The organism is Pseudofrankia asymbiotica, assembly GCF_001983105.1.
In the GTDB taxonomy this organism is placed as follows: Bacteria; Actinomycetota; Actinomycetes; order Frankiales; family Frankiaceae; genus Pseudofrankia; species Pseudofrankia asymbiotica.
Window position 1 is genome coordinate 101784 of sequence record NZ_MOMC01000005.1, and the last position, 25002, is coordinate 126785.

A 25002-nucleotide genomic window follows, 5' to 3' on the forward strand; every position below is an offset into this window, starting at 1 on the left:
TCAGGACCGTGGGGCCTGGCCGAGCCGAACCACCCCTGCCTCGTAGGCAAGGATGGTCAACTGCACACGGTCGCGCACTCCGAGCTTGTCGAGCAGGTGACTGACATGCGTCTTGGTCGTCGCCAGGCTGATGAACAGCCGCTGGGAGATCTCGGCGTTCGACAGGCCCTGGGCGACCGTGACAAGCAGTTCCCGCTCACGTGAGGTCAGTCGGCCCACCAACTCCTGATGGTGGGCCGAAGGCGCCGGCGCCGCGGCGAAGTGGGCGATGAGGCGCCGCGTGATCCGCGGAGCCAGCAGTGCCTCGCCGGCGGCGACGACACGTACCGCGGCCAGCAGGTCGGCCGCCGTGACGTCCTTGAGGAGGAATCCGCTCGCACCGGCCCGCAGAGCCTCGTGCACATACCGGTCTATCTCGAAGGTGGTCAGGATGAGGACGCGGGTGTCGGCCGTGGCCGGGTCGCCCACGATGCGCCGGGTCGCTGCCACGCCGTCGAGGTGGGGCATCCGGATGTCCATCAGCAGCACGTCTGGCCGGCAGCGGCGAGCCAGCGCGACAGCCTCCAGCCCGTCGCCGGCCTGGCCGACGACCTCCATGTCCTGCGCGGAGTCGAGCAACGCGACGAAGCCGCTGCGAACGAGTTCCTGGTCCTCGACCACACCGACCTTGATCATATGCGCTCCGGATGCGGCAGCTCGGCGCGGACCTGAAAGCCGCCGCCAGGGCGAGGGGCCGCGCTGAACCCGCCGCCGAAGAGCGCGGCCCGTTCCCGCATTCCGGTAATACCGTGACCAGCGCGCGCGGGCGGCACGACCGTCCCGTCACCGTCGTCGCTCACCGCCACGACAAGGGCGTCGGGGCGGTAGGCGAGGACGACGTCGGCGGCGGAGGCTCCGGCATGTTTGAGGACATTGGTCAACGCCTCCTGGACGATGCGATACCCACACGCCTCGGCCGCCGAGGACAGTGCCCGTGGTTCGCCCTCGATGGTGACGCGCACGGACAGTCCGGCGTCCTGGAACCGGCGGACCAGCGGTTCGACGTCTGCCAGGCCGTGCACCGGGTCCGCGTTGTCCTCGTCCGGTTCGCCGTCCTCGTCACGCAGAACCGCGAGCAGCCGGCGTAGCTCGTCGAGGGCGTCGCGGCTGGTCGCCCCGATGACCCCGAGGGACCGGCCGGCGGCCTCCGGGTCGGAGTTCGCGAGATGCTCGCCGACGGTCGCCTGAACGGCGATGACACTGACCGTGTGGGACAGGATGTCGTGCAGCTCCCGGGCGATGCGCAGCCTCTCCTCGGAGACCAGCAGGGCCGCCCGGTCCGCCTCGGCGGCGGCACGCTGTTCGGCTGTGTCAGCGCGCGCCACCAGCATGGCCCGACGGCCACGCAGCAGCCGCCCGCTCAGCCACGACGCCCCGATGATGCCGAACGTCCAGCCCACGTTGTCCAGCCCGAGCCCTGGCGAGGGAGGTGGGCGGCCCGCGGGAGCGAACGTAGCGCCGGGAGTACCGACAGGACCTTGCCGCGGGCGACGTCGAGCGCGCCGCCTCCCCGCGAAGGGTCGGCATGCGCATCCGTCGACGTGGTCACGGGCGGAGCGTATGTGGGGCCGCGCGTGGAGGAATCGTTCGCGAGGATGATGTCGCCGCCGTGGACGTCATTCTCGAGCCAGGGACGTCGGCGACCCGCGCCCGATGTGGTGGCGGGGTCAGGACCGTGATCCTCCTGGTATCCGGTCGGCGCTGGTGCCGGCCTGAACCAGGGGAAGCCCCATGATCAACCGCGGTCTCGCGGCACGCCAGGTGACGATCTTCATCGGACTCGCCTTCGCCGCCGAAATCGCCATCGCGGTCCTGCTCCCGGGCCGGGACGGACCGGCCCCCCTTCTGTCCATCTTCGTGCCAACGCTCGCGGTGGTGGCCGTGACCTTCGGGTTCACCCCACGTGGCCGCCGGCGGGAGATCTGGTCCGGCATGGGCCTGAACCGCGCGGGCTGGCGACTGTGGCCGGCGGCCATCCTGCTTCCCAGCCTCGTGGTCGCGGTTCCGTACGTGATCGCATGGGCGGCGGGCATGATCGGCGTGCACGAAGTCCTCCTCACCGTGCCCGACCTGTTCCTCGAGGGCGCGGTGTTCACCGTCGTCATCCTCGGGGAGGAGATCGGCTGGCGGGGCTTCCTGCTGCCGCGGCTGCAGTCCTTCCTCCCTCGCGGCCGGGCGGCCGTGACCACCGGCTTCCTGCACGGCCTCTTCCACGTTCCGCTGCTGACCCTGACCGCCAGCTACGACGCCGACGGGAACCGGTGGATCGTCACGCCCGTCGTGGTTCTCGCGGTCACCTGTGCCGGGGTCTTCTACGCCTGGATTCGGGACGCCGGCGGCAGCATCTGGCCGGTCGCCGTCGCCCACAACATGGTTAACACCGCGCTGGACTACGCCTCGACCGTCGCCGTGGCCTCCTCGCCGAGTGCCCTCGCCTACGTTGCCGGTGAGTCCGGTCTCGGCACGCTCGCGGTCATCGCCGTCGTCGCGGGCTGCCTGCTCGTAGGGCCCTACCGCCCGACCGCTTCCGCCATCGCAGGCCATCGCGACGTGGAGATCGGAACGGTCCCTGTCGTGACCGAGACCGAGATGGGTCGGAACGGGACGGATCAGCCAGCCCTCGCCGGACCCGCGGTGAGCACGTAGTCCGTGGATACCGCGGCTATTGCCGAGGCGGCGTCACGGGACGGGGGAGATGCCCCAGGAGCCGCCGAAGCTCTCGCCCGGCTCCAGGACGCGTAGTCCCTCGCCGGAGTTGAAGGCGTTGGCGGGGCAGGTCTGCGGCTCGACGGCGATGCTGCGGCGCCGCTCGTCCGGGCTGAGCGTGTCGCCGGTGAACACCTGGATGTAGTCCCAGGCCTCGTCCATCCAGACGGTGACGGACCCGCCGCCGGCCGGCGCGGCGAGGACCACGCGGGCGCGGCCGTCAGGGTCGCGGCGCGGCGCGGCGAAGCAGTGGTCGATGACCAGCGGGCCGATCGGGCGCGCGGCGAGGAAGTCGAACGGCCCGCCCGCGACGTCCTGGCTCTCGGTCGGGATCAGCCGGTCGTCGACGAGCAGCATCCGCTCGGCCGGCAGGGTGAGGGTGACGTCGTCGGCGCGCACCGGTGTGCCACCCGCCCCGGGAACCAGCAGATACGGGTGGGCGCCCATGCCGACCGGCGCGGGGCCCGCCGACAGGTTGGTCGCCGTCATGGTGACCGTCAGCCCGTCATCGCCGAGCGCGTAGGCGGCGCCGAAGGCGACGGTGAACGGGTAACCGGACTGGGCACGCACCACGAACGAGGCCGTGGCCGCCGCGGGGCCGGTCCGCTCCAGCTCCCAGGCCGACCAGCGGGCGAGGCCGTGGCTCGCGTTGCCGGTCTTGGCCTCGCTGATCGCCAGCTGCTGGGTCTTCCCGTTCCACGGGTAGCGGCCGCCGGCGATCCGGTTCGGCCAGGGCACCAGCAGCTGGCCGGCGCTGTGAGGCGCCATGGCGTCGACCGGGTAGCCGTCGAGCACGGCGACGCCGTCCACCCGGTAGTCACGCAGCCCGCCGCCGACCTCGACGATCGTCACGGCGCTGTCCCCGTGGGTGAGTTCCAGCTGCCGTCCAGACGGCGCGATCGGTTCCACGGGGGCCAGTATGGCGCGAGCCGGGCCCCGCACGCGGGGCCCGGCTCGCCATCGATCAGTGTCCCGCCGTCGATCGGTGCCTGGTCAGCGGCCGACCCAGTTCGGCTTGCGCTTCTGGGCGAACGCGGTCGCGCCCTCCTTGGCGTCCTCGCTGGCGAAGACCGGGGCGACGGCCTTGCCGATGCTGTCCCAGTCGGCCGCCGGCACCTCACTGTGCATCAGCGCCTTGGTGACCTGGACGGCCAGCGGGCCGTTGTCCGCGATCGCGTCCGCGAGCTCGAGCGCGGTGGTCAGCACGTCGGCGGCGGGGACGACCCGGTTGACCAGGCCCACCTCGTAGAGCCGGGTCGCCATGACGGGCTTGCCGGTGAGGCCGAGCTCGAGCGCGAAGGCGAGCGGGACCCGGGTCGGCAGGCGGGTGCCGCCGCCGGCCGCGATCAGGCCGCGGGAGACCTCGGGCAGGCCGAACTTGGCGGTCTGGGCGGCGACGATGAGGTCGCAGAACAGCGCCAGCTCGAAGCCGCCGCCGACGGCGGTGCCGTTGACCGCCGCGATGATCGGCTTGGGGTACGCGTTGCGCATGAAGATGCCCAGGCCGGGGCCCTGCACCTCCATCGCGCCCGGGGTGACGAACGCCTTGAGGTCCATGCCGGCGCAGAAGATCTTCTCACCGGCGGCGGTGAGGACGATGGCGCGGACCTCGTTGTCCTTCGCCGCCTCCTCGAAGGCGTAGCCGATCCCGGTCATGGTGGCGCCGTCGAGCGAGTTGCCGGCGTTCGGCCGGTTGATCGTGACGATGGTGACCGGGCCACGCCGTTCGACGTCGACGGACATGTGCTGCTCCTTCGCGGGCGCTGACGCGCTGGTGGGGCGTCGCTGGATCGTGGGCGTCGCTGGGTCGTGGGCGTGGTTGTTCGTGGGCGTGGTTGGTCCTTGGCGTCTGGCCTCGTGGTCCTGGGCACCAGGGAGGCAGCCAGACCGAGCCAGAACCACATTCTCACCTAAGAGAATGGCAATCAACCGGACGTCCCTCGACCATCCACGCCCCGACGGGCTGCGGCGGCCAGAGGTTTCGTCTGCCTAGAACATGATTCTTATCAGGGGGTTGGCCGTCGGCGCGCGTGCTGGTCGCGGCCGGCCCGTCCATCGAGTCCCGGGTGGCGCCATTTCTCCTCGCGTCCGGCAGCCGGCCGGGCGGATCGGTCCCGCGGTCGTCGGTCGCCAGGTGGCCGCCGCCCGGGCGCCTCCGAGGACGCCAGGATGGCGCATATCGTAGAACGGCGATCTGTTCCGTCCAGCGGCTCGCGGCACCTGTCGGAAGACCTGTGACAATCGCCCTGGAAGGCCTGTGACGATCGCTGCGAACGCTTGCGCGCCCTGACCGCGGGGTGCAAGCGTCTAGGCACCGATACCCGGGGCTGAGCAGGCTTTCCGCGTCGCGCCGCGGGCGCGCCGCCGGGAGCCGCTCGGCCCGTCTGTGGCCCTTGACGAGCGGGAGTACGGATGACGATCGCGATGCTGCTGGACATGGCCCGCGGCGCCTATGGCGAGCGAATCGCCCTGGGCTCGCGCTCCGGCGGCGGGTTGTCATATGAGGAGCTCGGTGCCCGGGTCGCCACCGGCGCCGCCGCGATCAAGGCGTCCGGGGCCGAGCGGGTCGCGTTCATCGGCGTCAACGGGCCGGCGTTCCCCGTCGTCCTGTTCGCCGCCGCGTCCGCCGGGGTGCCGATCGCGCCGCTGAACTACCGGCTGTCCGCCGAGCAGCTGCGGGGCCAGATCGCCCAGCTCGGCGCGGTCCTGGTCATCGCGGACGAGGCCTACCGCGGCGCCGTCGACGGCGTGCAGGGCGCCGCGGGCATCGTCACCACCGAGGAGTGGTTCGTGGCCACCGCCACTCCCGCGCCCGGCGCGGACCCGTTCGCCGACCTCGACCCGCCGGACGTCGACCCGGACGCCACCGGTGTCCTGCTCTTCACGAGCGGCACCACCTCCGCGCCCAAGAGGGTCATCCTGCGGCACTCGAACCTGATCTCCTACGTCCTGCAGACGGTCGAGTTCGCCTCGGCCGAGGAGGACGACGCGATCCTGGTGAGCGTCCCGCCGTACCACGTCGCCGGCGTCGGCACGGTGCTGACGAACATCTACTCCGGCCGGCGGATCTGCTACCTGCCGAACTTCGAGGCCCAGGCCTGGCTCGACACGGTCCGCACCGAGCGGATCACCAACGTCATGCTGGTGCCGACGATGCTGGTGCGCATCGTCGAGGTGCTCGGCGGCAAGCCCGCCGAGGCCCCGCACCTGCGCTCGCTCGCCTACGGCGGCGCCCGCATGCCCGGCCAGGTGCTGGAGGCCGCGTTGGCCGCCTTCCCGGACACCGGCTTCGTCAACGCCTACGGCCTGACCGAGACCAGTTCGACGATCGCCGTGCTCGGCCCCGACGACCACCGCGACGCCTTCGCCTCCGACGACGCCGCGGTGCGTGCCCGCCTCAGCTCGGCCGGCCGGCCCGTGCCGGGCGTCGAGTTCCAGATCCGCGACGAGGCCGGCAAGCCGGCCGGCGTCGGCGAGCCCGGCCTGCTGTGGGTGCGCGGGGAGCAGGTCTCCGGCGAGTACGAGGGCCTGGGCTCGGTGCTCGACGAGGAGGGCTGGTTCCCGACCAAGGACGGCGCCTACCTCGACGCGGACGGCTATGTCTTCATCACCGGCCGTAGCGACGACACGATCATCCGCGGTGGCGAGAACATCGCCCCCGCCGAGATCGAGGACGTCCTCGGGCGCCACCCCAAGCTGCGCGACGTCGCCGTGTTCGGCGCGCCCGACGACACGTGGGGACAGCGGATCGTCGCCGCGGTCGTCCTCCTCCCCGACGAGACGGCGACCGCCGACGAGCTGCGCGACTACGTCCGCGCCCGCCTGCGCGGCTCCCGCACCCCCGACGAGGTGGTGTTCGTCGAAGAGCTTCCCTACACCCCGACCGGCAAGCTGCTGCGCAACCAGGTGGCCCAGCTCGTCGCCGATCGAGCCGCGGACGAGCCGGTCGGTTCCTGAGGCGCGCCGGTCCGTCGGCCTCCATCGATCGGTGGAGGCCGACGGACCAACCGGATGGCTGGACGATCCGCCTCGCTACGTCGGGACCGAATCGGCCAGCGGCAGCTGTTGGTCCTTCGGCGGGCCGCCGCCCCGGCCGCCCGGCCCGGACAGGGCCGCTGTCGGGTCGTGGCGGCGGCGGGGCTGACGGTGCCGCCCGGGCTGGCGCGTGCCGTCGGCCGCGCCCGGCACGGCGGTGGCGAAGGCCGAGCGGAGACGGTGGCTGTTGACGCGCAGGACGACGGTCAGCATGAGCAGGCCGCAGGCGGCGTGTTCGAGCTTCAGCCAGCCCGGCAGCCGCGGCATGACGAGCACGGGTGTGACGGTGACGGTGATGATGGCGGAGACGATCCGCAGCCGCTGGAACGCCCGGCGGATCCCGCGGGCGGCGCGTCGGGAGAGTATGACCACGACGACGCCGGACAGGACGCGGCCGCCGGCCGCGGCGTAGACCATCGGGACCTGCCCGCGCAGCGCGAGTGCCGCGAGCAGCGCCACCACGCTGAGCCCCAGGTACCCGGCGGCGAGCAGCTGGACTCCGGCGAGGGCCGCCTGCGCGCGCGGCTGGGCGGTGGCGTCGAGTGTGGTGTCCACGAGCTCGCCCGCCTTTCGCCAGTGCTCTCGCCTCATTGACCTGCTGATTCTTTCATGAACCCGGTGAGGGATGACCAATCGGGACGGACACCTGACACCGTCGCGAACGGCTCGGCGCGGACACGCCGGACCGGCCGCACGCGGGCCGGCCCGGCACGAGGGCCGCGGGACGGCCCGTCGCCACCGACACGCTGGCCACCTCACCGACGGCGACGACGCGCGCGCACGAGTTCCGCCGACGTGCGATCACTCTGTGTAACCATCGCCGACGTGTCCAGTCACTAGCTGGACGCGCGACCCGCGCTGTGCTGGTCCATCGACGTCTGCTGCCAGCCCGTCGCAGTCCCCCGGGCGTAGGTGGGCGGCCCAGGCCGAGGAGTGAGCATGTCGAGACGTCCACCGCGGTGCCGGGCGCATCCGCGCGCGTCTGCCGGATCCGCGGGCCCGCTGGCCCGGCTCGTGCCGGCCGTGGTCGCGCTGACCGTGCTGACGGCCGCGGTGGCCGTGGCGGCTCCGGCCATGGCCGCCACACCGCCCGCTCCCGGCGGTCCGTCCGCCGCCGCGGCGACGCTGGCACCCGCGATCACGGTGACCACGTCCGTGGCGCCGGCCTCGTTCTCCGGCGCAGGCCAGACGCTCGACTACTCCTACCTGGTGACGAACAGCGGGGACGCGCCGCTGACGAACGTCGTCGTCCACGACGCGCTCGCCGGCGTGTCACCGGTGATGTGCGCGGCCACAGAACTGGCCCCGGGGGGAACGAGCACGTGCGGCGCCACCTATGTGACGACCCAGGCGGACGTCGAGCGTGGGCGGGTCGAGAACACCGCCGTCGCGAACGGCACGCCGCCGTCCGGCCCCCCGGTGACCTCGGCGCCGGCGCACAGCTCCAGCAGCTCCACGGTCCCGCCTCCGACCGGATCGATCAGCATCGCGGGCCCGGCGAATTTGCCCGAGTTCTTTATTATCCCGGGTATCCCCCCGTCTCCCCTGACGATCACCTTCGTCGTCACCAACACCGGTGCCGCGCCGCTGCGCGAGATCTCGATCCTGCAGGCGACGCCGCCGGGCACCCAGATGTCCTGCCCGGCACAGCAACTCGCCCCCGGTGAGTCCATGAACTGCACCAGCCTGACAAACTTCACCCAGGCGGACGTGGACCGAGGATCGATCTACGTCAGTGCCGTCGTCACCGGCCGGCTCGCCACCGGCAGGTGGACGTCGGCGGCCACGACCGTCGTCGCCCACGCCTTCCAAAACCCGAGCATCGGGGGAAGTTTTGGGGGCTCGGCCACCTCTTTCAGCAAGGCCGGTGATCCGGTCACCTTCACCTACCAGTATGTCCGAACCGGAAACGTCACRCTGACCGACCTCACACTGGAGTCGTCACAGGCCGCCCCCGGCGTGCTCTGCGCCAAGACGGCGCCCCCAGCCGGCCCCGGCGGGCCGCTCAACAACACCCACTTCTGCACGGTCAAGACCGTCGCGACCCAGGCCGACGTCGACGCCGGCTTCATCTCGGACGTGGCCCGCCTCGTCGCCACCACGCCGACGGGCGAGTTGACCACTCTGCCGCCGACGGTCACCACCGGGCGACGAGCGGGTGCCGGGCCCGTTCCCCCGACGGTCGGCGCGATCTCCCTGGCCAAGTCCGCCGCGCCGGCCGAGTTCGTCGGCACGGGCCAGCGGCTGGACTACTCCTACCTGGTGACCAACACCGGCCCCGTCGGCCTGTCCGGCGTCCACGTCGTGGACGGCCTGCCCGGGCTGACACCGATCACCTGCCCGGCGACGACGCTGGCCCCGGGCGCGGCGATGACCTGCACCGCGTCCTACCTCACCACCGACGCCGCGGTGAACGTCGGCCAGGTCCGCAACGACGCGTTCGCCTACGGGACGGCGCCCGGCTCGCCGCCGGTGACCTCCGCCCCGGCGGTCACGACGACCCCGGGTCGCCCCGCGCAGCCACCCGATCCCAGCCTCGCCCTCACGGCACAGGTGGAACCGACCACCGTCCCCGCCGCCCAGCAAGTCCTGCACTACACCTACCTGGTCACGAACACCGGCAATCTGCCCTTGGGGAAGATCACGATCACCGAGGCTCTGAAAACCGGGCCGATCTCCTGCCCCGTCGACGGGCTGCTGCCCGGCGTGACGATGTCCTGCACCGCCGACTACACCCTCACCGACCAGGACGTCGCCCGCGGCTCGGTGGACAGCCAGGCGGTGGTGACCGGGCAGTCCCCGTCGATAGTGACCGGGCAGTCCCCGTCCGGGCCCCCGGCAATCTCGGCGCCCGCGCAGACGTCCGCGACCCTGCTGCCGAGGGCGACGATCTCGCTGCGAAAGTCCACGGTCCAGACGTCGTTCACGGGCCCGGGCGAGCCGATCGACTTCACCTACGTCGCGACGAACACCAGCAGCCAGCCGCTGACCAACGTGTTCGTCTACGACGCGCTGGCAGGCGTGTCACCGGTGGCCTGCGCCGCGGCGAGCCTCGCTCCGGGCCAGTCGACGACCTGCACCGCCAGCTATGTCACGACGCGGGCCGACGCCGACAAGGGCACGCTCAGCAACAGCGCGTGGGCGGCCGGAACAGCCCCGTCGGGTCCGCCGGTCGTCTCCGCCCCGGCGATCGCGACGCTGGCGGTGCCGGTCCTGTCGCTGGTGAAGACCGCCAACGCCACGTCCTTCACCGCCGCGGGTGAGCGGCTGACATACCTCTACATCATCACCAACCGCGGCCCGGTCGCACTCACCGGCCTCGTGGTGAACGACCCGAAGCCCGGCCTGTCGGCCGTGGACTGCCCGGTGACGACACTGGCCGTCACCACGATGACGATCTGCTCGGCGAACTACGTGACCACACAGGCCGACGTCGACGCGGGGAAAGTCGAGAACGTGGCGACCGCGAGCGCGACACCGGCGTTCGGCGCCACGGTGACCTCGAAGCCTTCGACCACCTCGGTTCTGCTGCGCTCCGGCACTGGCCCCGCCGGACCGCCTGGGCCTGCCGGGCCGGCTGGGCCGGTTGGACCTTCCGGACCGCCTGGGCCTGCTGGGCCTGCCGGATCGCCTGGACCTGCCGGACCTGCCGGACCCGCCGGACCCGCCGGACCTGCCGGACCTGCCGGACCGATTGGGCCTGTCGGACCTGCCGGGCCGGTTGGACCTTCCGGACCGCCAGGTCCGCCCGGACCAGTTGACCCTCGAGGATGGAAGATCGACATCGGGAAGATCCGTATCCCGCCCCTCTTCAGGTAGCCCGCGGTGGACGACGTCGCGGCCGGCCAGCCTGCCCGGTGACGGGCGGCTCCCGGGCAGGCCCAGGGCAGGCAACCTCGACGACCGGTCGGCGCCGTGCTAGACCGGCGCCTCCGGCGTCTCCCTCGGCCCGCCCAGGCTCGCGAGCCAGGCGGGGAGGGTGTCCCAGGCGACGATCTCCCAGACGAGGCGCTCCTGCACCTGGCCGGCGACCGCGACGCGGACCTCGTGCGGGATGGCCGTCTTGCCGTCCCCGAGGGGCGGGCACACGGCGCATGTCACGACGGGCGCCGGGCTCATCCGCCGCTGCCGCAGCATGCCCGCGACCGCGAGCGCCAGCGCTGTCCGCCCCGGAGAGACTCCCGCCGGGCACACGACGACGGTCCGGACGTGCGCGAGTCTCGCCATGCTGAGCGCCACCCGGACGAGTTCCCCTCGCTGCAGCTCGACAAAGTGCAGGTCGGCTCGCCTGTCCCCGACGACCGCCCGGGACCGCCGTTCCACCAGACGGCCGGCATGCTCCGGCGCCACGGGTCCGGGGGCGCGCCGCAGCAGCAGCCCGGCCCGGTCCGGCAGCGCCAGGCTGACCAACTGGGACCGGCCCGCCTCGGCGGCACCCCCGGCGTCCGGTGCGACGACCCGCGCCGCGCTGTCCATGGCCCTCTCCCCGTCCTTACTGGTGTCGATCCGGGCGCCGTTCCCGGTGATGAACATGTGAGCGCTGTCCGTCCCCACCCTGGTCACCCGTCCGGTCAGCTGAACAGGGAGCGCCACGGGGTCGCCGGCCCGTCATGGACCGCCGAGCGCCAGAAGAACGACGCGGCGAAGTCCTCCGGCTCGGTCTCGTCCTCCGTGGCCGTGCCGTCCGCTGTGGCCGTGCCGTCCGCGGTCGCGATGTCGTCCGCGGTGGCCGCGTGGCCTCCCGCCGCCGCGTGGTCTTCCGCGTTGGCGAGGGCTTCTGGGCCGGAGGCGCCGGCCTGGTCCGCGGCGGGCGCGGGCTCGTCGGCGCCGGCCGACGCGGTGACGCGTTCGGTCTCCGGGTCGTCCTCGCGTGCCGCGGTCTCCGGCTGCTCGTCGGCGGCTGTCCGCTCGTCAGCGGGCGTCCGCTCGTCGGTGGGAGGCGGCGCGAGTCCGACCGCGGCTACGGCCGCCGCCACCTCGTCCGCCCAGGGAATCTCGGCCGCCTCGGCCGCCGTGCCTGCCCCCGGCGAGCGGGCCGGCCGAGCGCCGTGCGGGCCGAGGCGGATGGCCAGCCCGGTGCGGCGCGGCCGCGGGCCCCTCGTGTCGTGCGGCGCGGTCGCCGGCTGAGCGGGCTCGCCAGCGACGTCCAGGGCGGGGTGCGTGGCCCTGCCTGGCGTCGTCGGCGCAGCACCGGCGCCACCGCCGTCACTCGGTGTTTCCGCCCGCGCCGCCGGCTCGCCGACGCTCGTTGACGGACGTCTCCCGCCTGGCTCGTCTTCGGCTGTCTGGGCTTGGTTGGCCGTCGGGTCCTGCTTGGGCATGGCTCCTCCTGACGCTCCCGGCTCTGTCGTACCCGACAGTGTCGCACCCATCAGATCTACCGTCCGCACGGTGGAGAGCTTCGTGACCATCGGCTACCTGATGAAGCGCCTAAAGGTGGGCCGAACGCGCGCGTATCAGCTCACCCGGCGCCCGTCATTCCCCATTCCGGCCGGTACGGCTGATCACATGCGCATCTGGCGGAAGGCCGACATGGACGCGTGGCTGACCGTCCACCGCCCCGACGCCGTCCCCGAGGAGGACGCCGCCGAAGGCGGTGACAACACATAGCGTTGGTGCTTCGGGTCGCGAGGCCTGAGGACCAGTTGGCCTTGGGAGCGCGGCGCCGGACTCGCCCGCTCGATACCGCTTGACGGCCGTCCGACGATGTCGCTGACGCCGGTCGGGCTACCGGCGACCGCCGGTGCGGAGGTCTTCGGGACTCAGGATGGGTCGCGGCGCTCGGAGAACGCGAACCAGCCCCCCGGGCCTCGCCGCCGGACACACTCTTGTCCATGGTCACGCGGTCGTAGGTGCCGTAGCCGGTGCCGTAGTGGGCGCCGGTGACCCGCTTGACGTCGGCGTGGGCGTCCGGGGCGCCGCGGCGGCGGGCCCGCGGGAACGCGAGCGTGGCATCCGCGATTTCCTCGTGCGGCACGGCCCTGGCTCGAACCGCGGGTAGGGGTGCCGAGCCAGTCTCCCTCCGGCGGCCGTGGCGCCCCGGAGCGCTCCGGGCGGCCGGTGGCCGCGCCGCCGGCATCGCCCGCGTAGCCGTCTATCAGGATCCGCCCCTTGACCACGCTTCGGTCGCTAGATTGGATAATGAAGACAATATGCGGGTCGATCGGAGGTGAGGCCACGAGTGGGGCGCTGGCGACGTGGCAGGGCCAGGGATGTGCCCCTGCGCCCTCTGTACCCTCTGCCCTCCGTGCCCGCCGGGTGTGCTGAGCCTGCTGGGCGCCCCGTGGGCGCGGACAGGCGCTCCGGCCRGCGATGCGCGGTCAATGGTTGGTCTCGCGAGATTGGTCGCATCCGGTGGCGGGGTGCGCCATTCTGACTAACCGTCAGGACTCCCGCCGGACCGGGATCCTCCAGGATCGCGTGATGATCAATGCGAGGACATCTTCCGTGGCGTGAGGCAAATCGCGCCGACGGAGACCGGCCCGGTCCCACGACGGGCCACGCGGGAGTGGCGGCAGCCGCGTCGGTAACACGCGCGGTCGGACGGCTCACGAGAGGACGGCTGCCATGGTCAGCACACGAGCGGCGCTGCTGTTCGGCCCCGGCCAGGACTACAAGATCGAGACCATCGAGCTGGACGAGCCCCGGGCCGGCGAGGTTCTCATCCAGCTGCGCGCGACCGGTCTGTGCCATTCCGATGAGCACGCCCGCACCGGCGACATGCCGATGCCGCACTACCCGGTCGTCTGCGGCCACGAGGGCGCCGGTGAGGTCGTCGCCGTCGGCGAGGGGGTCACGTCGGTCGCCCCCGGCGACCACGTCGCGATGTCGTTCGTCCCGTCGTGCGGGCAGTGCCAGCCCTGCCGGTCCGGGCGGGCCTACCTGTGCGACGTGGGGGCGAAGCTGTTCGACCTCGGAATGATCACGGACGGCCGGGTGGCGCATCGGTACGGCGACACGCCGGTCGCCCGCTATACCCAGCTCGGCGCGTTCGCCGAGTACCAGCTGCTCGCCGAGTCGTCCGTCATCAAGGTCGACCCGGACATCCCATGGACCGCGGTCGCGCTGGTGTCCTGCGGCGTGGCCACCGGGTTCGGTTCCGCCGTCAACCGCGGCGAGGTCCGCCCGGGCGACACCGTCGCCGTCCTCGGCGTCGGTGGCATCGGTATCAACGCGGTACAGGGCGCGAAGATCGCCGGCGCGGCCAAGATCATTGGTGTTGATCCCGTGGCGTTCAAGCGGGAGCAGGCGCTGCGCTTCGGCGCGACCCACACCTTCTCGTCGGTGGACGAGGCGATCGCCGGGGTCGGCCCGCTCACCGGCGGCGCGATGTGTGACGTCGTCATCTGCACCTTCGGCGTCATGCTCGGCAGCCTGCTCGAGCCGGCGCTGACGCTCACCACCAAGGGCGGCACCTGCGTGGTCACGTCGGTGGCGCCGATGGCGCAGGGGCAGGTCGACATGAACCTGTTCATGATGGCGATGATGAACAAGCAGCTGCGCGGCACCGTGTACGGCTCGGTGAGCCCGCGAGTGCAGATCCCGAAGCTTTTCGACCTGTACCGGGCCGGGATCCTGAAGCTCGACGAGCTGATCACGAAGACCTACACCCTCGACCAGGTCAACGAGGGCTACGCCGACCTGGAGGCCGGCCGCATCCTGCGCGGCGCGCTCGTCTTCTAGGCCGTTCCGGTTCCAGGCCGTTCCAGCTTCAGGCCGTTCCAGGCCGTTCAGCCCGTGGGCGCCCCCGCTCACGCTTCGTCGATCGCCRGTGGCCGTGGCTCACTCCACCGGTCCGTGGGCCCGCCACCGGCCACCGCCGATCAACAACCTGTGATGACGGGAGACTGAGGACGCCGATGGCTGCGCCAGGGCTCTTGGAAGGCACACGACCCTTGGAAGGCACGACGGCACTGGTCACCGGGGGCGGCGGCGGGATCGGCCTCGCGGTCTCCCGCCGGCTCGCGGCCGACGGGTCGAACGTGCTGATCTGCGGGCGGACGGCGAGCAGGCTCGACGACGCGGTGAAGCAGATCCAGGCGGCGGCCGCGCCGGGCGCCGAGGTCCGCCGCCTGGTCGCGGACGTCACCGTGGAGGAGGACGTCGCCGGCGCGGTCGCCGCCGCCTGCGAGATCACCGGCGGGCTGGACGCCGTGGTCGCCGTGGCGGGCGGTAACAACGTCATCAGCCCGCTCACCCAGGTCGACGTCGCCAAGTGGCGCGAGACGGTGGATCTCAACATCACCGGCACGCTGCTGGCGATCAAGTACGGTGCCCGCCCGATGGCCCGCGCCGGGCACGGCTCGATCGTCGGGGTGTCGTCGATCGCCGCCAGCAACACCCATCGCTGGTTCGGCCCCTACGGCGTCTCCAAGGCCGGCGTCGACCACCTGTGCCAGCTCGCCGCCGACGAGCTCGGCGCGAGCGGCGTCCGGGTCAACTGCGTGCGCCCCGGCCTCATCCGCACCGACCTCGTTGAGACGATCTTCGCCATGCCCGAGGTGCTCGACGACTACATGAGGTGCACCCCGCTCGGTCGTCCCGGCGAGCCGGAGGACGTCGCGGGCCTGGTCCGCTTCCTCGTCGGCCCGGAGTCGACCTGGCTCACCGGCCAGGTGATCAACATCGACGGCGGCCACTGCCTGCGCCGCGGGCCGGACTTCTCCCCGCTGCTCGGCTCGGTGTTCGGCGCCGACGGGTTACGCGGCCTCGTCCCCGAGGAGGGCTGACGCATGAGCGCCGACGACAGCGCGGGCGTGGCCGGCGGCGCGGCGGCGGACGGGCGGGAGACCGGGATCGACGCCCGGCACGTCGTCCTGCCGCCGCTGCACCCGTTCGTGGCGATGGACGTGGCGGCGCTGCTGGCGGACCGCGTCGCCCGCCGCGGCGACCATCCGTTCCTCGTCTGGGACCCGCCGGACGGCGCCGGCGCGACCTGGACCTACGCCGAGTTCGCCCGCGACGTCGAGGCGACCGCGGCGGGGCTCGCCGCCCGCGGCGTCCGCCCCGGCGACGCCGTCATCCTGCACCTGGACAACAGCCCCGCCTTCCTGCACGTCTGGTTCGCCTGTGCCCGTCTCGGCGCGATCGCCGTCGACGTGAACACCCGCTACGTCGAGGACGAGCTGGCGCACGCCGCCGGCCTGGTCGGCGCCGTCGGCATCGTCACCGACCCGCGCCTCGGCCTGGCCGACGGCGCCACGGCCGCGGGCCTCGGCTGGCGCGTCCTGCTCGACCCGGCCACCGGCCTCGTCCCGGACCTGCGCGGCGACCCGGCGACGCTGCCACCGGCACGCCCGGCGGACCCGGCCATGCCGCTGTCGGTCCAGCTGACCTCCGGTACCACCGCCCGGCCGAAGGCCGTCCTCTACACACACGCCAACGCCCTGTGGGCGGCGCGCACCGGCGCCGCGCACTGGAAGCTGCGCGACGCCGACCGGATGTTCGTCTTCGCGCCGCTGTTCCACACCCACGCGCTGACCTGGCAACTGCTGCCGACGCTGTGGGTCGGCGGGACGATCGTGCTGGTGCCGAAGTTCTCCACCAGCCGGTTCTGGGACACCTCGATCCGCAACGCCTGTACGGTCACCGGCCTGGTCGGCATCATGATCCAGGTCCTGCCGCGCATGCCGGTGCCGGCGGAGCACACCTACCGCAGCTGGATCTTCGGCCTGGAGATGCCCGAGCTGGAGCGGCTGTTCCRCGTGCGGCTGTTCAGCGCCTGGGGCATGACCGAGGTCGTCACCACCGTCATCATCGGCGACCCGGACGCGCCCGAGCCGCAGCCCCGGACGATCGGGCGCCCGGCGCCCGGTTACGACGTCCGGATCCGGCTTGACGACGGCAGGGACGCCGGGCCCGGCCAGACCGGCGAGCTGCGCGTCGGCGGGGTGCGCGGGCTGTCGCTGTTCGCCGGCTACCTCGGCGACCCGGCCGCCACCGCCGCCGCCTTCGACGAGGACGGCTACTTCCGGACCGGCGACGAGGTGACGCTGCTGCCGAGTGGCGCGGTCCGCTTCTCCAGCCGGTCGAAGGACATGCTCAAGGTCAGCGGCGAGAACGTGGCCGCCGCCGAGATCGAGCGGGTCGTCGGTGCCGTGCCCGGGGTGTACGAGTGCGCCGTCGTCGCCCAGCCGGACCCGGTCCGCCAGGAGGTACCGGTCGCGTTCGTGACGGTCACCGACGCGGCCGGCGACGATCACGACGTGCTGAAGGCGGAGATCATCGCGAGCTGCCGGTCCTCGCTCGCCGACTTCAAGGTGCCGCGCGCGGTGCACGTCGTCGACGCGTTGCCTCGCGCCACCCTCGAGAAGGTCGCGAAGGCGACCTTGCGCGAGTGGGCACTCCAGCGGATGACACCGCCGGTGGCCCAGGAGCCCGCGCCGGCGCGTTGACCGCGCGTTCGGCATCCGTGGCTGGCGGGTGCCGGCCGCGCCCGAGGGCCGGTGAGCGCGCCGAGACCAGCGCCCGCGCTGGTGAGAGCACTATTCTCGCCAGTGGGAACGAAATTCCTGCGCGCCGGTGGCACCGGCCGGGCGGTTGACGAAGGGATGGGACGACGATGAGTGTCGACACCGCGGCGGAAGGCTCGGCGCCCGGGACCCCGCGCCAGCAGCGACGCGGGCGGCGGATAGCGATGGCGCCCGCCGAGATCGACACGTTCCTCGCCGAGGAGCGCACCTGCCGTGTCTCCACCGTCGGCGCCGACGGCGCCCCGCACACCTCGGCGCTGTGGTTCGTCTGGGACGGCACGGCGTTCTGGCTGAACAGCATCGTCAAGAGCCAGCGCTGGACGGACCTCAACCGCGACCCGCGCGTCTCGGTCATCATCGACACCGGCCACGGCTTCGGCGAGCTGCGCGGCGTCGAGCTGATCGGGCACGTCGCCGTCGTCGGCGAGGTGCCGCGCACCGGCGACGCGGCCGCGGCCGACCTGCTCGCCGAGCCCGAGCGGCTGTTCGGCGAGAAGTACGGCAACGGGAAGTTCCACTACGACGGCCGGCACGCCTGGCTGAAGCTCGTCCCGGAGAAGATCGTCAGTTGGGACTTCCGCAAGACCGGGATGTAGCTACTCCGGGCTGGTCGGGGCGGTCGTCGCCAGTGAAGGTCCGGCGTCCGCTCCGCCGGCGTCCGCTCCGCCGGCGTCCACGCCGCCCCGGCGCGGGGGGTGGGCGTCCGGGTGGGCCGCGGCGGGGGAGACGGCGACGGCGTCGCGCGCCGGGCTGGTGCGCAGCAGCACGTCGGCGACGGAGGACGTGACGCCGAGCCAGTAGCGCTCGTTGCGGAAGTGATGCAGCCGGTGGTTGCGCCAGGCCTKCCGGTAGAATGCCGAGCGCGGCTGGTAGCGGGTGTGGATCAGGAAGTGCGTCCAGTCGTAGGCGAGCACCGCCGCTCCGACGCAGAACATCCCGGTGGCCAGCCGCGGTGAGCCGATGGCACCGGCCGCGAGCGCGACCGCCCCGGCGCCGAGCATGTCCTGCCCCCGCATGAACATCGAGTTCAGGTTCGCCGGGTCCCGGTGGTGCTGGGCGTGGCCCCAGCCGGCCGCCTGGTAGGCGGCGCGGCCGTACCAGCCTTCCGGCGCGGCGTGCAGCGTGAAGCGGTGAATCGCCCACTCCACGAAGGGCTGCGCCGCCGCGCAGCCGACGGCGACCGCCGCGTCGGACCGGCGGAAGTCCCCGCGGCTCGCGCGGGCCGCTCCGAGCGTCGCGACGACGCCGATCAGCACCGGCGGGCGCGGGTGCTCCAGGAAACGGCGCAGGGCGCCGGGCAGCGTGCTGACCTCGGTCGCGCGGCCATGCGGTCCCGGCGGGTCGAGGACCCGTACGAACCGGCGGTAGCGTGCCTGCAGGGCGGTCCTGGCCTGCCCCGCGCGGGCGGCGTCCGGCCGGGGCCTGCGTCTGGCCGCCCCGGAGAGGACAGCGCCGGCGGGGCCCAGGCGCCGGGTGACCGATCTCGGGCCGTGCAGCAGGAAGCCGTTGACCATGACGTGGACTTTACGTGTCCTGCTGGTGTCCGGCAGTCGACCTGGCTGGGAAAGCCGCAGAACAACCGGTATGCCACGTGCGGCGGCGCCTGGACACCGAACCGCTCGATGATCGGCCGGTACCTCGTCTGGCGCCTCAGCCGGCCCGGTGGACGACGGCGCCGGCGACCAGGGTGAGGACGGCCGGGCCGGGGTCGAGGTCGGCCAGCACCGCCCGGGCGGGCTGGGCGAACAGACACAGGTCGGCGGGCGCGCCGGGGACGACCCGGCGCGGCGGGCCGCCCGGATCAGCCGGGTCGCCGAGGTAGAGCGCGAGTGCCCTGGCCGCGGGCAGCGTCTCGCCGGGGCCCATGACCTGGCCGGACGGGGCCCGGCGGCGCACGGCCGCCCGCATCGAGGCCCACGGGTCGGCGCCGCCGAACGGGGCGTCCGTGCCGGCGGCCAGCGGGATGCCGGCGGCGAGCAGGCCGGCGCACCGGTACAGCCAGGGCAGATCGTCCGGCTCGACGTCGCGCAGGTAGGCGTCGCCGCGCTCGGCGAGGAAGTGCGGCTGGGTGACCACGGTGAGGCCGGCCGCGGCGACCGGCTCGGCGAGATCGGGCGGCAGCACCGCCCCGTGCTCGATCCGGTCGCCGGGCAGCGCGCCGCCGCCCGCGTCCAGCGCCGCGAGCGCGAGGGCGAGCTGAAGCCGGGTGACGCAGTGGACCGCGACCCGCCGGCCGCGGGCCCGCGCCGCCCGCACCGTCGCCGCCAGCTCGTCCAGCTCGACCGGCTGCCCGTCGTCCAACACGATCTTCACCGGCCCGAATCCGAGCCGGCCCACCTCGCCGTTCCATGATCTGGTGGGTTCCTCGGCGTCATGGCCCGGAAGATCCCACCAGATCATGGGGCGGTTGCGCGTGGCCCCGTCGGGAGCCGGCGACGCGACCAGATCGGGCGGCCCCGTCAGCACCAGGCGCTGCGGGATGGCCCCGTCCTCGACCGCCGCCCGCAGCGTCGCCACCTGAGCAGGGCCGGTGGTGGCGGTCGCGTCGGTCACGCCGGTGACGCCGTGGCTGGCCAGCCGGGCGCCGACCGCGGCGAGGTCCGCCCGTTCCACCACGCCGCCGGCGCCCGCCGCGGCCAGCAGCTGACCGAGCCAGTCGTCCTCGCGGAAGAAGCGGCCGTCCGCCGGCAGGCCGGCCGCGGCGTCACCGCCGGTCGTGGGCCCGCTGGCTGTGGGCCCGCTGGCTGTGGGCCCGCTGGCTGTGGGCCCGCTGGCTGTGGGCCCGCCGGCTGTGGGCCCGCCGGTCGTGCGCGTGTCGGCCGTGCGTCCGGCGGGCACGCGCAGCGCCGCGAGGGCGGCCGAGTTGAGGACCCACAGCGCGCCGGAGCGGTGCTGCACCCGTACCGGAACGTCGGCGACGATCCGGTCGAGCGCATGGCGGTCGAGGTCGCCGGCGACCGACTCGTGGTAGCCGACGGCCCGCACCCAGCGGCCGGGCGGGAGGCCCGCGGCCGCCACTCGCAGCACGCCGGCCAGCTGCGCCGCGTCACGCACCGCCGGTGGACCGACCGGCACCGACGAGGCCAGCGCGGCGAGCGCCAGCAGGTGGATGTGGTGGTCACGCAGCCCGGGCAGCAGCATTCCGCCGCGCGCGTCGACCACCTCCTCGCCGCGCCGCGCGCGCGGGCCATCCCCGCCGGCGCCGTCGCCCACGGCGGCGACCAGTCCGCCGTCGATCCGCACCGCCCGGCCGCCCTGGCCGTCGATCTCCGCGTTGACGATCAGCATGCGTGGCCGCCGGAGGCTCGGCCGCCGGAGGCTCGGCCGCCGGAGGCATGGGCGCCGGATGCCTGGGCGTCCAGCAGGCGGGAGTTGTCGTGGCCGGGTGGGGCGGCGTGCCCGGTGGACGCTCGCAGGCGTGGCGCGGCGACGGCGAAGGGCGCCCCGCCGCCGGGAGGCGCGGGCGGGCCCGGGTCGTGGTCGGGCAGGGTGGGACGGCCGGCCAGCAGCGAGCCCACGGCCTCGCGCAGTGCGACGTCGACATGGCGGCCGCCGCCGGTGGCGAGGCTCGCGAGCGCGGCGGCGGCGGCGAGGACGCCGGTGACCGGGTCGGCCACCGCGTCGGCGAGGAAGACGGGGCCGCCGGCCGCGTCGACGGCGACGGCGCCCGCCGCGGCCGCCGCGTCGTCCCCGAAGGCCGGGCGTTGCCGCCACGGCCCGGTCCTGCCGTAGCCGGTGATGCTCACCCAGGTCAGGCGCGGGTTCCGGCTGATCATCGCGGCGGGGTCGATGCCGAGCTGGTCGAGCGCGCGCGGGCGGGACGCCTCGAGCACGACGTCGGCGCGTTCGATCAGCCGGACCAGCGCGGCCCGGCCCTCGGCGCGGCGCAGGTCGACGGTGACGCTGGCGTGCCCGGCGTGCAGCAGGTCGTAGAACGCGGCGGGCCCCTGGCGGGCGCCGTCGAGCCGGCCGGCGCCCTCGACCTTGACGATCCGGCCGCCGGCCAGCCCCAGCAGGTGCGCGCACAGCGGCCCGGCCCACAGCGAGGACAGGTCGACGACGGTGAACCCCCCGTCGCCGCCCGCGCCGCCGCGCCCGCCGGTCTGGCGGCCGGCCTTGAGGCGGGCGCCGCCGCCGGTGGGCGCGTCCGGCGGGCGGCCGTCGACGAGGAAGGGCGCGAACGGGAAGCGCTGGCCCCTGGCCAGCGCCTGGGCGTCGGCCGCCGCCGTCGCCGGGTCGACGACCAGGGCGACCGGCAGCCCCAGCAGCTCGGCCCGCTCCGCGAGCACCGTCACCGGCCGGCCGGCGACGGCGGCGGCCAGCGCGCTCCACGGCCGTGCCCGCGACGGCGGCGCGCCGTCCTGGCCGCGCTCGGAAGGCGGCCGGGCGCTGTCGGCGCGGTCCGCGTCGGTGGGCTCGAGGTCGTCACTCTCCAGCCAGGCGGGCAGCAGGTCGACGTCGTCCGGCCGGGCGAGGTTCACGGCGAGCCAGCCGTCGGCGGCGCGGATCAGCCGGGCGGCCCGGCCCGCGGAGAAGACCCCGCCGCGGGTCAGCCCGAGGGCGGCGGCCCGCTCGCCGAGGAGCTGGCCGCCGCTCGCGGGCGGATGCGGGGGAGCGCCGGCGGGGGCGGGAAAGGGATGCCCCAGCTCTGCGGCCAGCGCCCGGATGACGGCGAGCGCCGCGTCGAGCCGGGCCACGAACGGCACGGTCAGCCCCAGCGGGGCCGCGTCGGGATGCCCGGTCAGCGCCATCGCCCCGCTCGCCGCCCAGGCCGGTTCGACGCCGTACCCCCAGCCGCCGGCCTCGACCTCCCAGCCGCCGGCCTCGCCCCGGCCCGCGCGCAGGTCGGCGGCCCAGTCGGACAGCACGTCCGGGAGAGCCGCCCGCGCCCTGGTCGCCGCCACCGTCACCGCCCTCTCCCMGTTTCCTCACGCCCGCCGGGCATACGGTATGGCCGTGTCCATGGCACTGGGTGCGCAGGCGCTGCCGGCCGGGTCGGCGCTCGACCTGGTCCGGTCACTGTCGCCGGCCGACCTCGCCGATGTCTTCCCCACGCCGATCCTCCTCGTCGACCTGGCCGACGCGCGCCCGGACGAGGTGGCGGCGCTTACCGCCCGTCGCCCACCGCTCGTGCTCGTCGGCGTCGGCCCTGGGGCCCACGCCGGGGCCGGAGCCGGAGCCGGAGCAGGGCCAGGGCCAGGGCCAGGGGCCGATCATCCGGGTCCCGGCTCGGGCCGCCCGTCGATCCCCGCCCTGGCCGGCCTCGACGTGCTGCTCCCCGAGGTGCTGGCGCCGGGCGATGACGTGGACGCGGCCGTGGCCACGCTGGTCCGGGCGGTCGGCGAGCACCCGGAGGCCGCGGTGGCGCTCGTCGGGCTGCTGCGGATGGCCGGGCGGCTCGAGCCGTTGGACGGGCTGGTCGCCGAGTCGCTGGCGTACTCGACGCTGCTGGCAGGCGGGGACTTCGCCCGCTGGCTCGCCGCCCGCCCGCCGCGCGAGCACCGGCCCGTCGCCCAGCCCGTGCTGACCCGCCGCGACGGCGACCGGCTGGTGCTGACCTTCAACCGGCCGGAGGCCCGCAACGCCTTCGACACGGCGACCCGGGACGCGCTCGTCGCCGCCCTGCGTGCCGCGGCGGCCGACGACTCCCTCACCGAGGTGGAGCTGGCCGCCACCGGGCCCGCGTTCGGCGCGGGCGGCGATCTCACCCAGTTCGGCACCGCCCCGGACCTGGCCAGGGCACACCTGGTCAGGACGGGCGCCAGCGCCGGCGCGGAGATCGTCCGCTGCCCCCACCGGACCGTCGCGTACATCCATGGCGCCTGTGTCGGCGCCGGCATCGAGATCCCGGCCTTCGCCGACCGCGTCGTCGCCGCCCCGGACGTCGCGATCCAGCTCCCCGAGCTGCGCCTCGGCCTGGTGCCGGGCGCCGGCGGCACGGTCAGCGTGACGCGGCGGGTCGGCCGGCACCGCGCCGCCTGGATGGTCCTCACCGGCACCTTCCTCGACGCCTCCACCGCACTGCGTTGGGGCCTGGTGGATGAGGTAGCCGCACCCCGCTGACGTGCGGGCCCGCTGGTACCCGCACCGCCTCGCCGGCCGCGCGCCGTGCCCGCGCGCGCCGTGCCCGCGCGCACCGTGTCAGTGGCTAAGCGCTGGCGGCGTCGGTGTGGGTGCGTGGGGAGAGGGCGGCGCGGGCGGCGTCGTGGCGCAGCTCGTCGAGGGAGTCGGCCTGACGGCGGGCGCGGTACGCGAGCGCGTCGAGGCGGCCGGGGTCGAGCCGGCTGTCCTGGTCGACGAGCGCGCGCAGGGTCGTCCAGACCGTCCACTTGCGTTCGACGGCCAGCCGCAGCGCCGCCAGCTCCAGCGCCGGCCGCAGCGGCGACCTGGCCTGGAGCTGACTGGTCGGGGTGAGCCGGGCGGCGGTGTCGACCAGCAGGCCGACGGCCGCCCGGTAGCGGCTGGTCGGGAGGTCGAGCCGGTCCATCACCGCGCGGACGGAGGCCTGGTCCTGCGCCARCTCCGTGGAGATGCCCATGAGCGCCACGCCGAACGCCGAATCACGGTGGATGCCCGCCATCCGCCTCGCCAGCCGCAGTGCCGCCGCCGCGTCGGCCAGCTGATGGTTGAGATAGCTGGCCAGCAGCCGCCGCCCGTCCGCCCCGCCCAGCCACCCCGATGTGGTGACCTGCCCCGGTTCCGTCATCTTCGAAGGCTCACCGTTCGTGGGCCCACCCAAACCAGACCGGCACGCCGCGCGACCGTGGGCCGGGCCGTCGAGATGGCGGGAAGCGTGGCTCTGCTGGCCGGAAGCGAGAAGGCTGACGAGCGGGCGGGACCAGCGACCGAAGGAGCGAAGGACCGGAGGGGCGGAGACCGGAGGCATGTCGTGATTGGCGTCGGTAGCGTGCCTAGGCGGATCGGGTCGGTGGACGACACCGCTCGCCAGTCATCGCGGCCCAGCCCGTTCCCAACGTCGACAGGACGGACCATGAGCGAGATCCGCTACGAGGTCAGCGACGGCGTCGCCGTCGTGACCCTGGACGCGCCGGCCCGGCGCAACGCCCTCACCGTCGCGATGGCGGCCGAGCTGGTCGCGGCCCTCGACGAGGCGGACGCGGACGGCGGGGTCGGCGCGGTCGTCATCGGCGGCGGCGCGTCGTTCTGCGCCGGCGCCGACCGCGCGGTGCTCGCCGGCGCCGGGGCGGACCCGGCCGAGGACGCGCACTTCAAGAACATCGAGGCGATCTACCGGGCGTTCCTGCGGGTCGGTGAGCTGCGCTCGCCCACGATCGCCGCGATCCGCGGGGCGGCGGTCGGCGCGGGGATGAACCTCGCGCTCGCCACCGACCTGCGGGTCGTAGGCAGCGACGCCCGCCTGCTGTCCGGCTTCCTTCGGATCGGCCTGCATCCGGGTGGCGGGCACTTCGCGCTGCTCGAGCGGACGGCCGGCCGGGAGGCGGCCGCCGCGCTGGGCCTGTTCGGCGCCACGATCACCGGGACGCGCGCCGTCGAGCTCGGCATGGCCTGGGTCGACGTCGACGACGCGGCCGTCGACCAGACGGCCTTCGACCTCGCCGCGGTCGCGGCGGCGGACCCGGAGCTTTCCCGGCGCACGGTCGCCTCCTTCCGCCGCTCGACCGGCAACCCCGGCGTCTCCTGGGACGTCGGCGTCGAGGTCGAGCGCTCCCCGCAGATGTGGTCGATGAGCCGCAAGGACGCGGCCGCCCGCGCCGCCACATCCTGACCA

21 protein-coding genes are annotated in these 25002 nt (G+C 74.0%); 10 read left to right on the top strand and 11 right to left on the bottom strand.

Annotated features, from left to right (window positions below):
• Together BL253_RS02015 and BL253_RS02020 are read right to left on the bottom strand one after the other, a co-directional pair.
• Positions 1-675, bottom strand: a complete 675-nt coding sequence (locus BL253_RS02015) for a response regulator (protein ID WP_076813053.1) — start codon at positions 673-675, stop codon at positions 1-3.
• The gene (locus BL253_RS02020; RefSeq protein WP_076813056.1) at positions 672-1439 is read right to left on the bottom strand and encodes a sensor histidine kinase; all 768 of its coding nucleotides are present in this window, start codon (positions 1437-1439) and stop codon (positions 672-674) included. The genes BL253_RS02015 and BL253_RS02020 overlap by 4 nt, the downstream gene beginning before the upstream one ends.
• Before the next feature lie 331 nt (positions 1440-1770).
• Here BL253_RS02020 and BL253_RS02025 point away from each other — a divergent pair, with 331 nt between their 5' ends.
• On the top strand, positions 1771-2685 hold the full coding sequence (locus BL253_RS02025) for a CPBP family intramembrane glutamic endopeptidase (RefSeq protein WP_076813058.1): 915 nt from the start codon (positions 1771-1773) through the stop codon (positions 2683-2685).
• Positions 2686-2718: 33 nt separating this feature from the next.
• On the opposite strand, the gene BL253_RS02030 is transcribed toward BL253_RS02025, so the two are convergent.
• Together BL253_RS02030 and BL253_RS02035 are read right to left on the bottom strand one after the other, a co-directional pair.
• Positions 2719-3687, bottom strand: coding sequence for an aldose 1-epimerase family protein (locus BL253_RS02030; RefSeq protein WP_338013680.1), 969 nt, complete (start codon positions 3685-3687; stop codon positions 2719-2721).
• A gap of 51 nt (positions 3688-3738) precedes the next feature.
• Positions 3739-4488, bottom strand: a complete 750-nt coding sequence (locus BL253_RS02035; protein ID WP_076813061.1) for an enoyl-CoA hydratase-related protein — start codon at positions 4486-4488, stop codon at positions 3739-3741.
• A 669-nt stretch (positions 4489-5157) separates the two neighbouring features.
• On the opposite strand from BL253_RS02035, the gene BL253_RS02040 reads away from it, so the two are divergent.
• Positions 5158-6702 carry a class I adenylate-forming enzyme family protein gene (locus tag BL253_RS02040; protein ID WP_076813064.1) on the top strand — a complete coding sequence of 515 codons (1545 nt, stop codon included), beginning with the start codon at positions 5158-5160 and terminating at the stop codon, positions 6700-6702.
• A 75-nt stretch (positions 6703-6777) separates the two neighbouring features.
• On the opposite strand, the gene BL253_RS02045 is transcribed toward BL253_RS02040, so the two are convergent.
• Positions 6778-7335 (bottom strand): hypothetical protein, encoded by a 558-nt coding sequence (locus BL253_RS02045; protein WP_076813066.1) that lies wholly within the window; start codon positions 7333-7335, stop codon positions 6778-6780.
• Between the two features lie 384 nt (positions 7336-7719).
• On the opposite strand from BL253_RS02045, the gene BL253_RS02050 reads away from it, so the two are divergent.
• Positions 7720-10599, top strand: coding sequence for a DUF7507 domain-containing protein (locus tag BL253_RS02050; protein ID WP_076813068.1), 2880 nt, complete (start codon positions 7720-7722; stop codon positions 10597-10599).
• Between the two features lie 99 nt (positions 10600-10698).
• Here the strand turns inward: BL253_RS02050 and BL253_RS02055 are convergent, their stop codons facing one another.
• Together BL253_RS02055 and BL253_RS02060 are read right to left on the bottom strand one after the other, a co-directional pair.
• Positions 10699-11313 (bottom strand): hypothetical protein, encoded by a 615-nt coding sequence (locus BL253_RS02055; RefSeq protein WP_076813071.1) that lies wholly within the window; start codon positions 11311-11313, stop codon positions 10699-10701.
• Between the two features lie 38 nt (positions 11314-11351).
• Entirely contained in the window at positions 11352-12101 is a 750-nt protein-coding gene (locus BL253_RS02060; protein WP_076813074.1) for a hypothetical protein, read from the bottom strand.
• 82 nt (positions 12102-12183) lie between these two features.
• On the opposite strand from BL253_RS02060, the gene BL253_RS02065 reads away from it, so the two are divergent.
• From BL253_RS02065 to BL253_RS02085, 5 genes are all read left to right on the top strand, one after another.
• Complete coding sequence (locus BL253_RS02065) at positions 12184-12390, top strand: helix-turn-helix domain-containing protein (RefSeq protein ID WP_241834428.1); 207 nt, start codon at positions 12184-12186, stop codon at positions 12388-12390.
• A 957-nt stretch (positions 12391-13347) separates the two neighbouring features.
• Positions 13348-14463 (top strand): NDMA-dependent alcohol dehydrogenase, encoded by a 1116-nt coding sequence (locus BL253_RS02070; RefSeq protein WP_076813076.1) that lies wholly within the window; start codon positions 13348-13350, stop codon positions 14461-14463.
• Between the two features lie 212 nt (positions 14464-14675).
• A complete protein-coding gene (locus BL253_RS02075; RefSeq protein ID WP_241834429.1) occupies positions 14676-15509 on the top strand; it encodes an SDR family oxidoreductase in 834 nt (277 codons plus the stop codon).
• 3 nt (positions 15510-15512) lie between these two features.
• Complete coding sequence (locus BL253_RS02080; RefSeq protein WP_081437909.1) at positions 15513-17174, top strand: class I adenylate-forming enzyme family protein; 1662 nt, start codon at positions 15513-15515, stop codon at positions 17172-17174.
• Between the two features lie 167 nt (positions 17175-17341).
• On the top strand, positions 17342-17848 hold the full coding sequence (locus BL253_RS02085; RefSeq protein WP_076813080.1) for a pyridoxamine 5'-phosphate oxidase family protein: 507 nt from the start codon (positions 17342-17344) through the stop codon (positions 17846-17848).
• On the opposite strand, the gene BL253_RS02090 is transcribed toward BL253_RS02085, so the two are convergent.
• From BL253_RS02090 to BL253_RS02100, 3 genes are all read right to left on the bottom strand, one after another.
• Positions 17849-18766 (bottom strand): sterol desaturase family protein, encoded by a 918-nt coding sequence (locus BL253_RS02090; RefSeq protein WP_076813082.1) that lies wholly within the window; start codon positions 18764-18766, stop codon positions 17849-17851.
• A 136-nt stretch (positions 18767-18902) separates the two neighbouring features.
• Positions 18903-20540: an amidohydrolase family protein gene (locus tag BL253_RS02095; protein ID WP_076813085.1), complete on the bottom strand. Its 1638-nt coding sequence runs from the start codon at positions 20538-20540 to the stop codon at positions 18903-18905.
• Complete coding sequence (locus tag BL253_RS02100) at positions 20534-22162, bottom strand: CoA transferase (protein WP_076813088.1); 1629 nt, start codon at positions 22160-22162, stop codon at positions 20534-20536. Before BL253_RS02100 ends, BL253_RS02095 begins: the two co-directional genes overlap by 7 nt.
• Before the next feature lie 52 nt (positions 22163-22214).
• Between BL253_RS02100 and BL253_RS02105 the strand changes: the two genes are divergently transcribed.
• Positions 22215-23315: an enoyl-CoA hydratase/isomerase family protein gene (locus tag BL253_RS02105; RefSeq protein WP_241834430.1), complete on the top strand. Its 1101-nt coding sequence runs from the start codon at positions 22215-22217 to the stop codon at positions 23313-23315.
• Positions 23316-23400: 85 nt separating this feature from the next.
• Here the strand turns inward: BL253_RS02105 and BL253_RS02110 are convergent, their stop codons facing one another.
• Positions 23401-23958: a hypothetical protein gene (locus BL253_RS02110; RefSeq protein WP_076813093.1), complete on the bottom strand. Its 558-nt coding sequence runs from the start codon at positions 23956-23958 to the stop codon at positions 23401-23403.
• A 285-nt stretch (positions 23959-24243) separates the two neighbouring features.
• On the opposite strand from BL253_RS02110, the gene BL253_RS02115 reads away from it, so the two are divergent.
• Complete coding sequence (locus tag BL253_RS02115) at positions 24244-24999, top strand: enoyl-CoA hydratase-related protein (RefSeq protein WP_076813096.1); 756 nt, start codon at positions 24244-24246, stop codon at positions 24997-24999.
• The last annotated feature ends 3 nt before the right edge of the window (positions 25000-25002 follow it).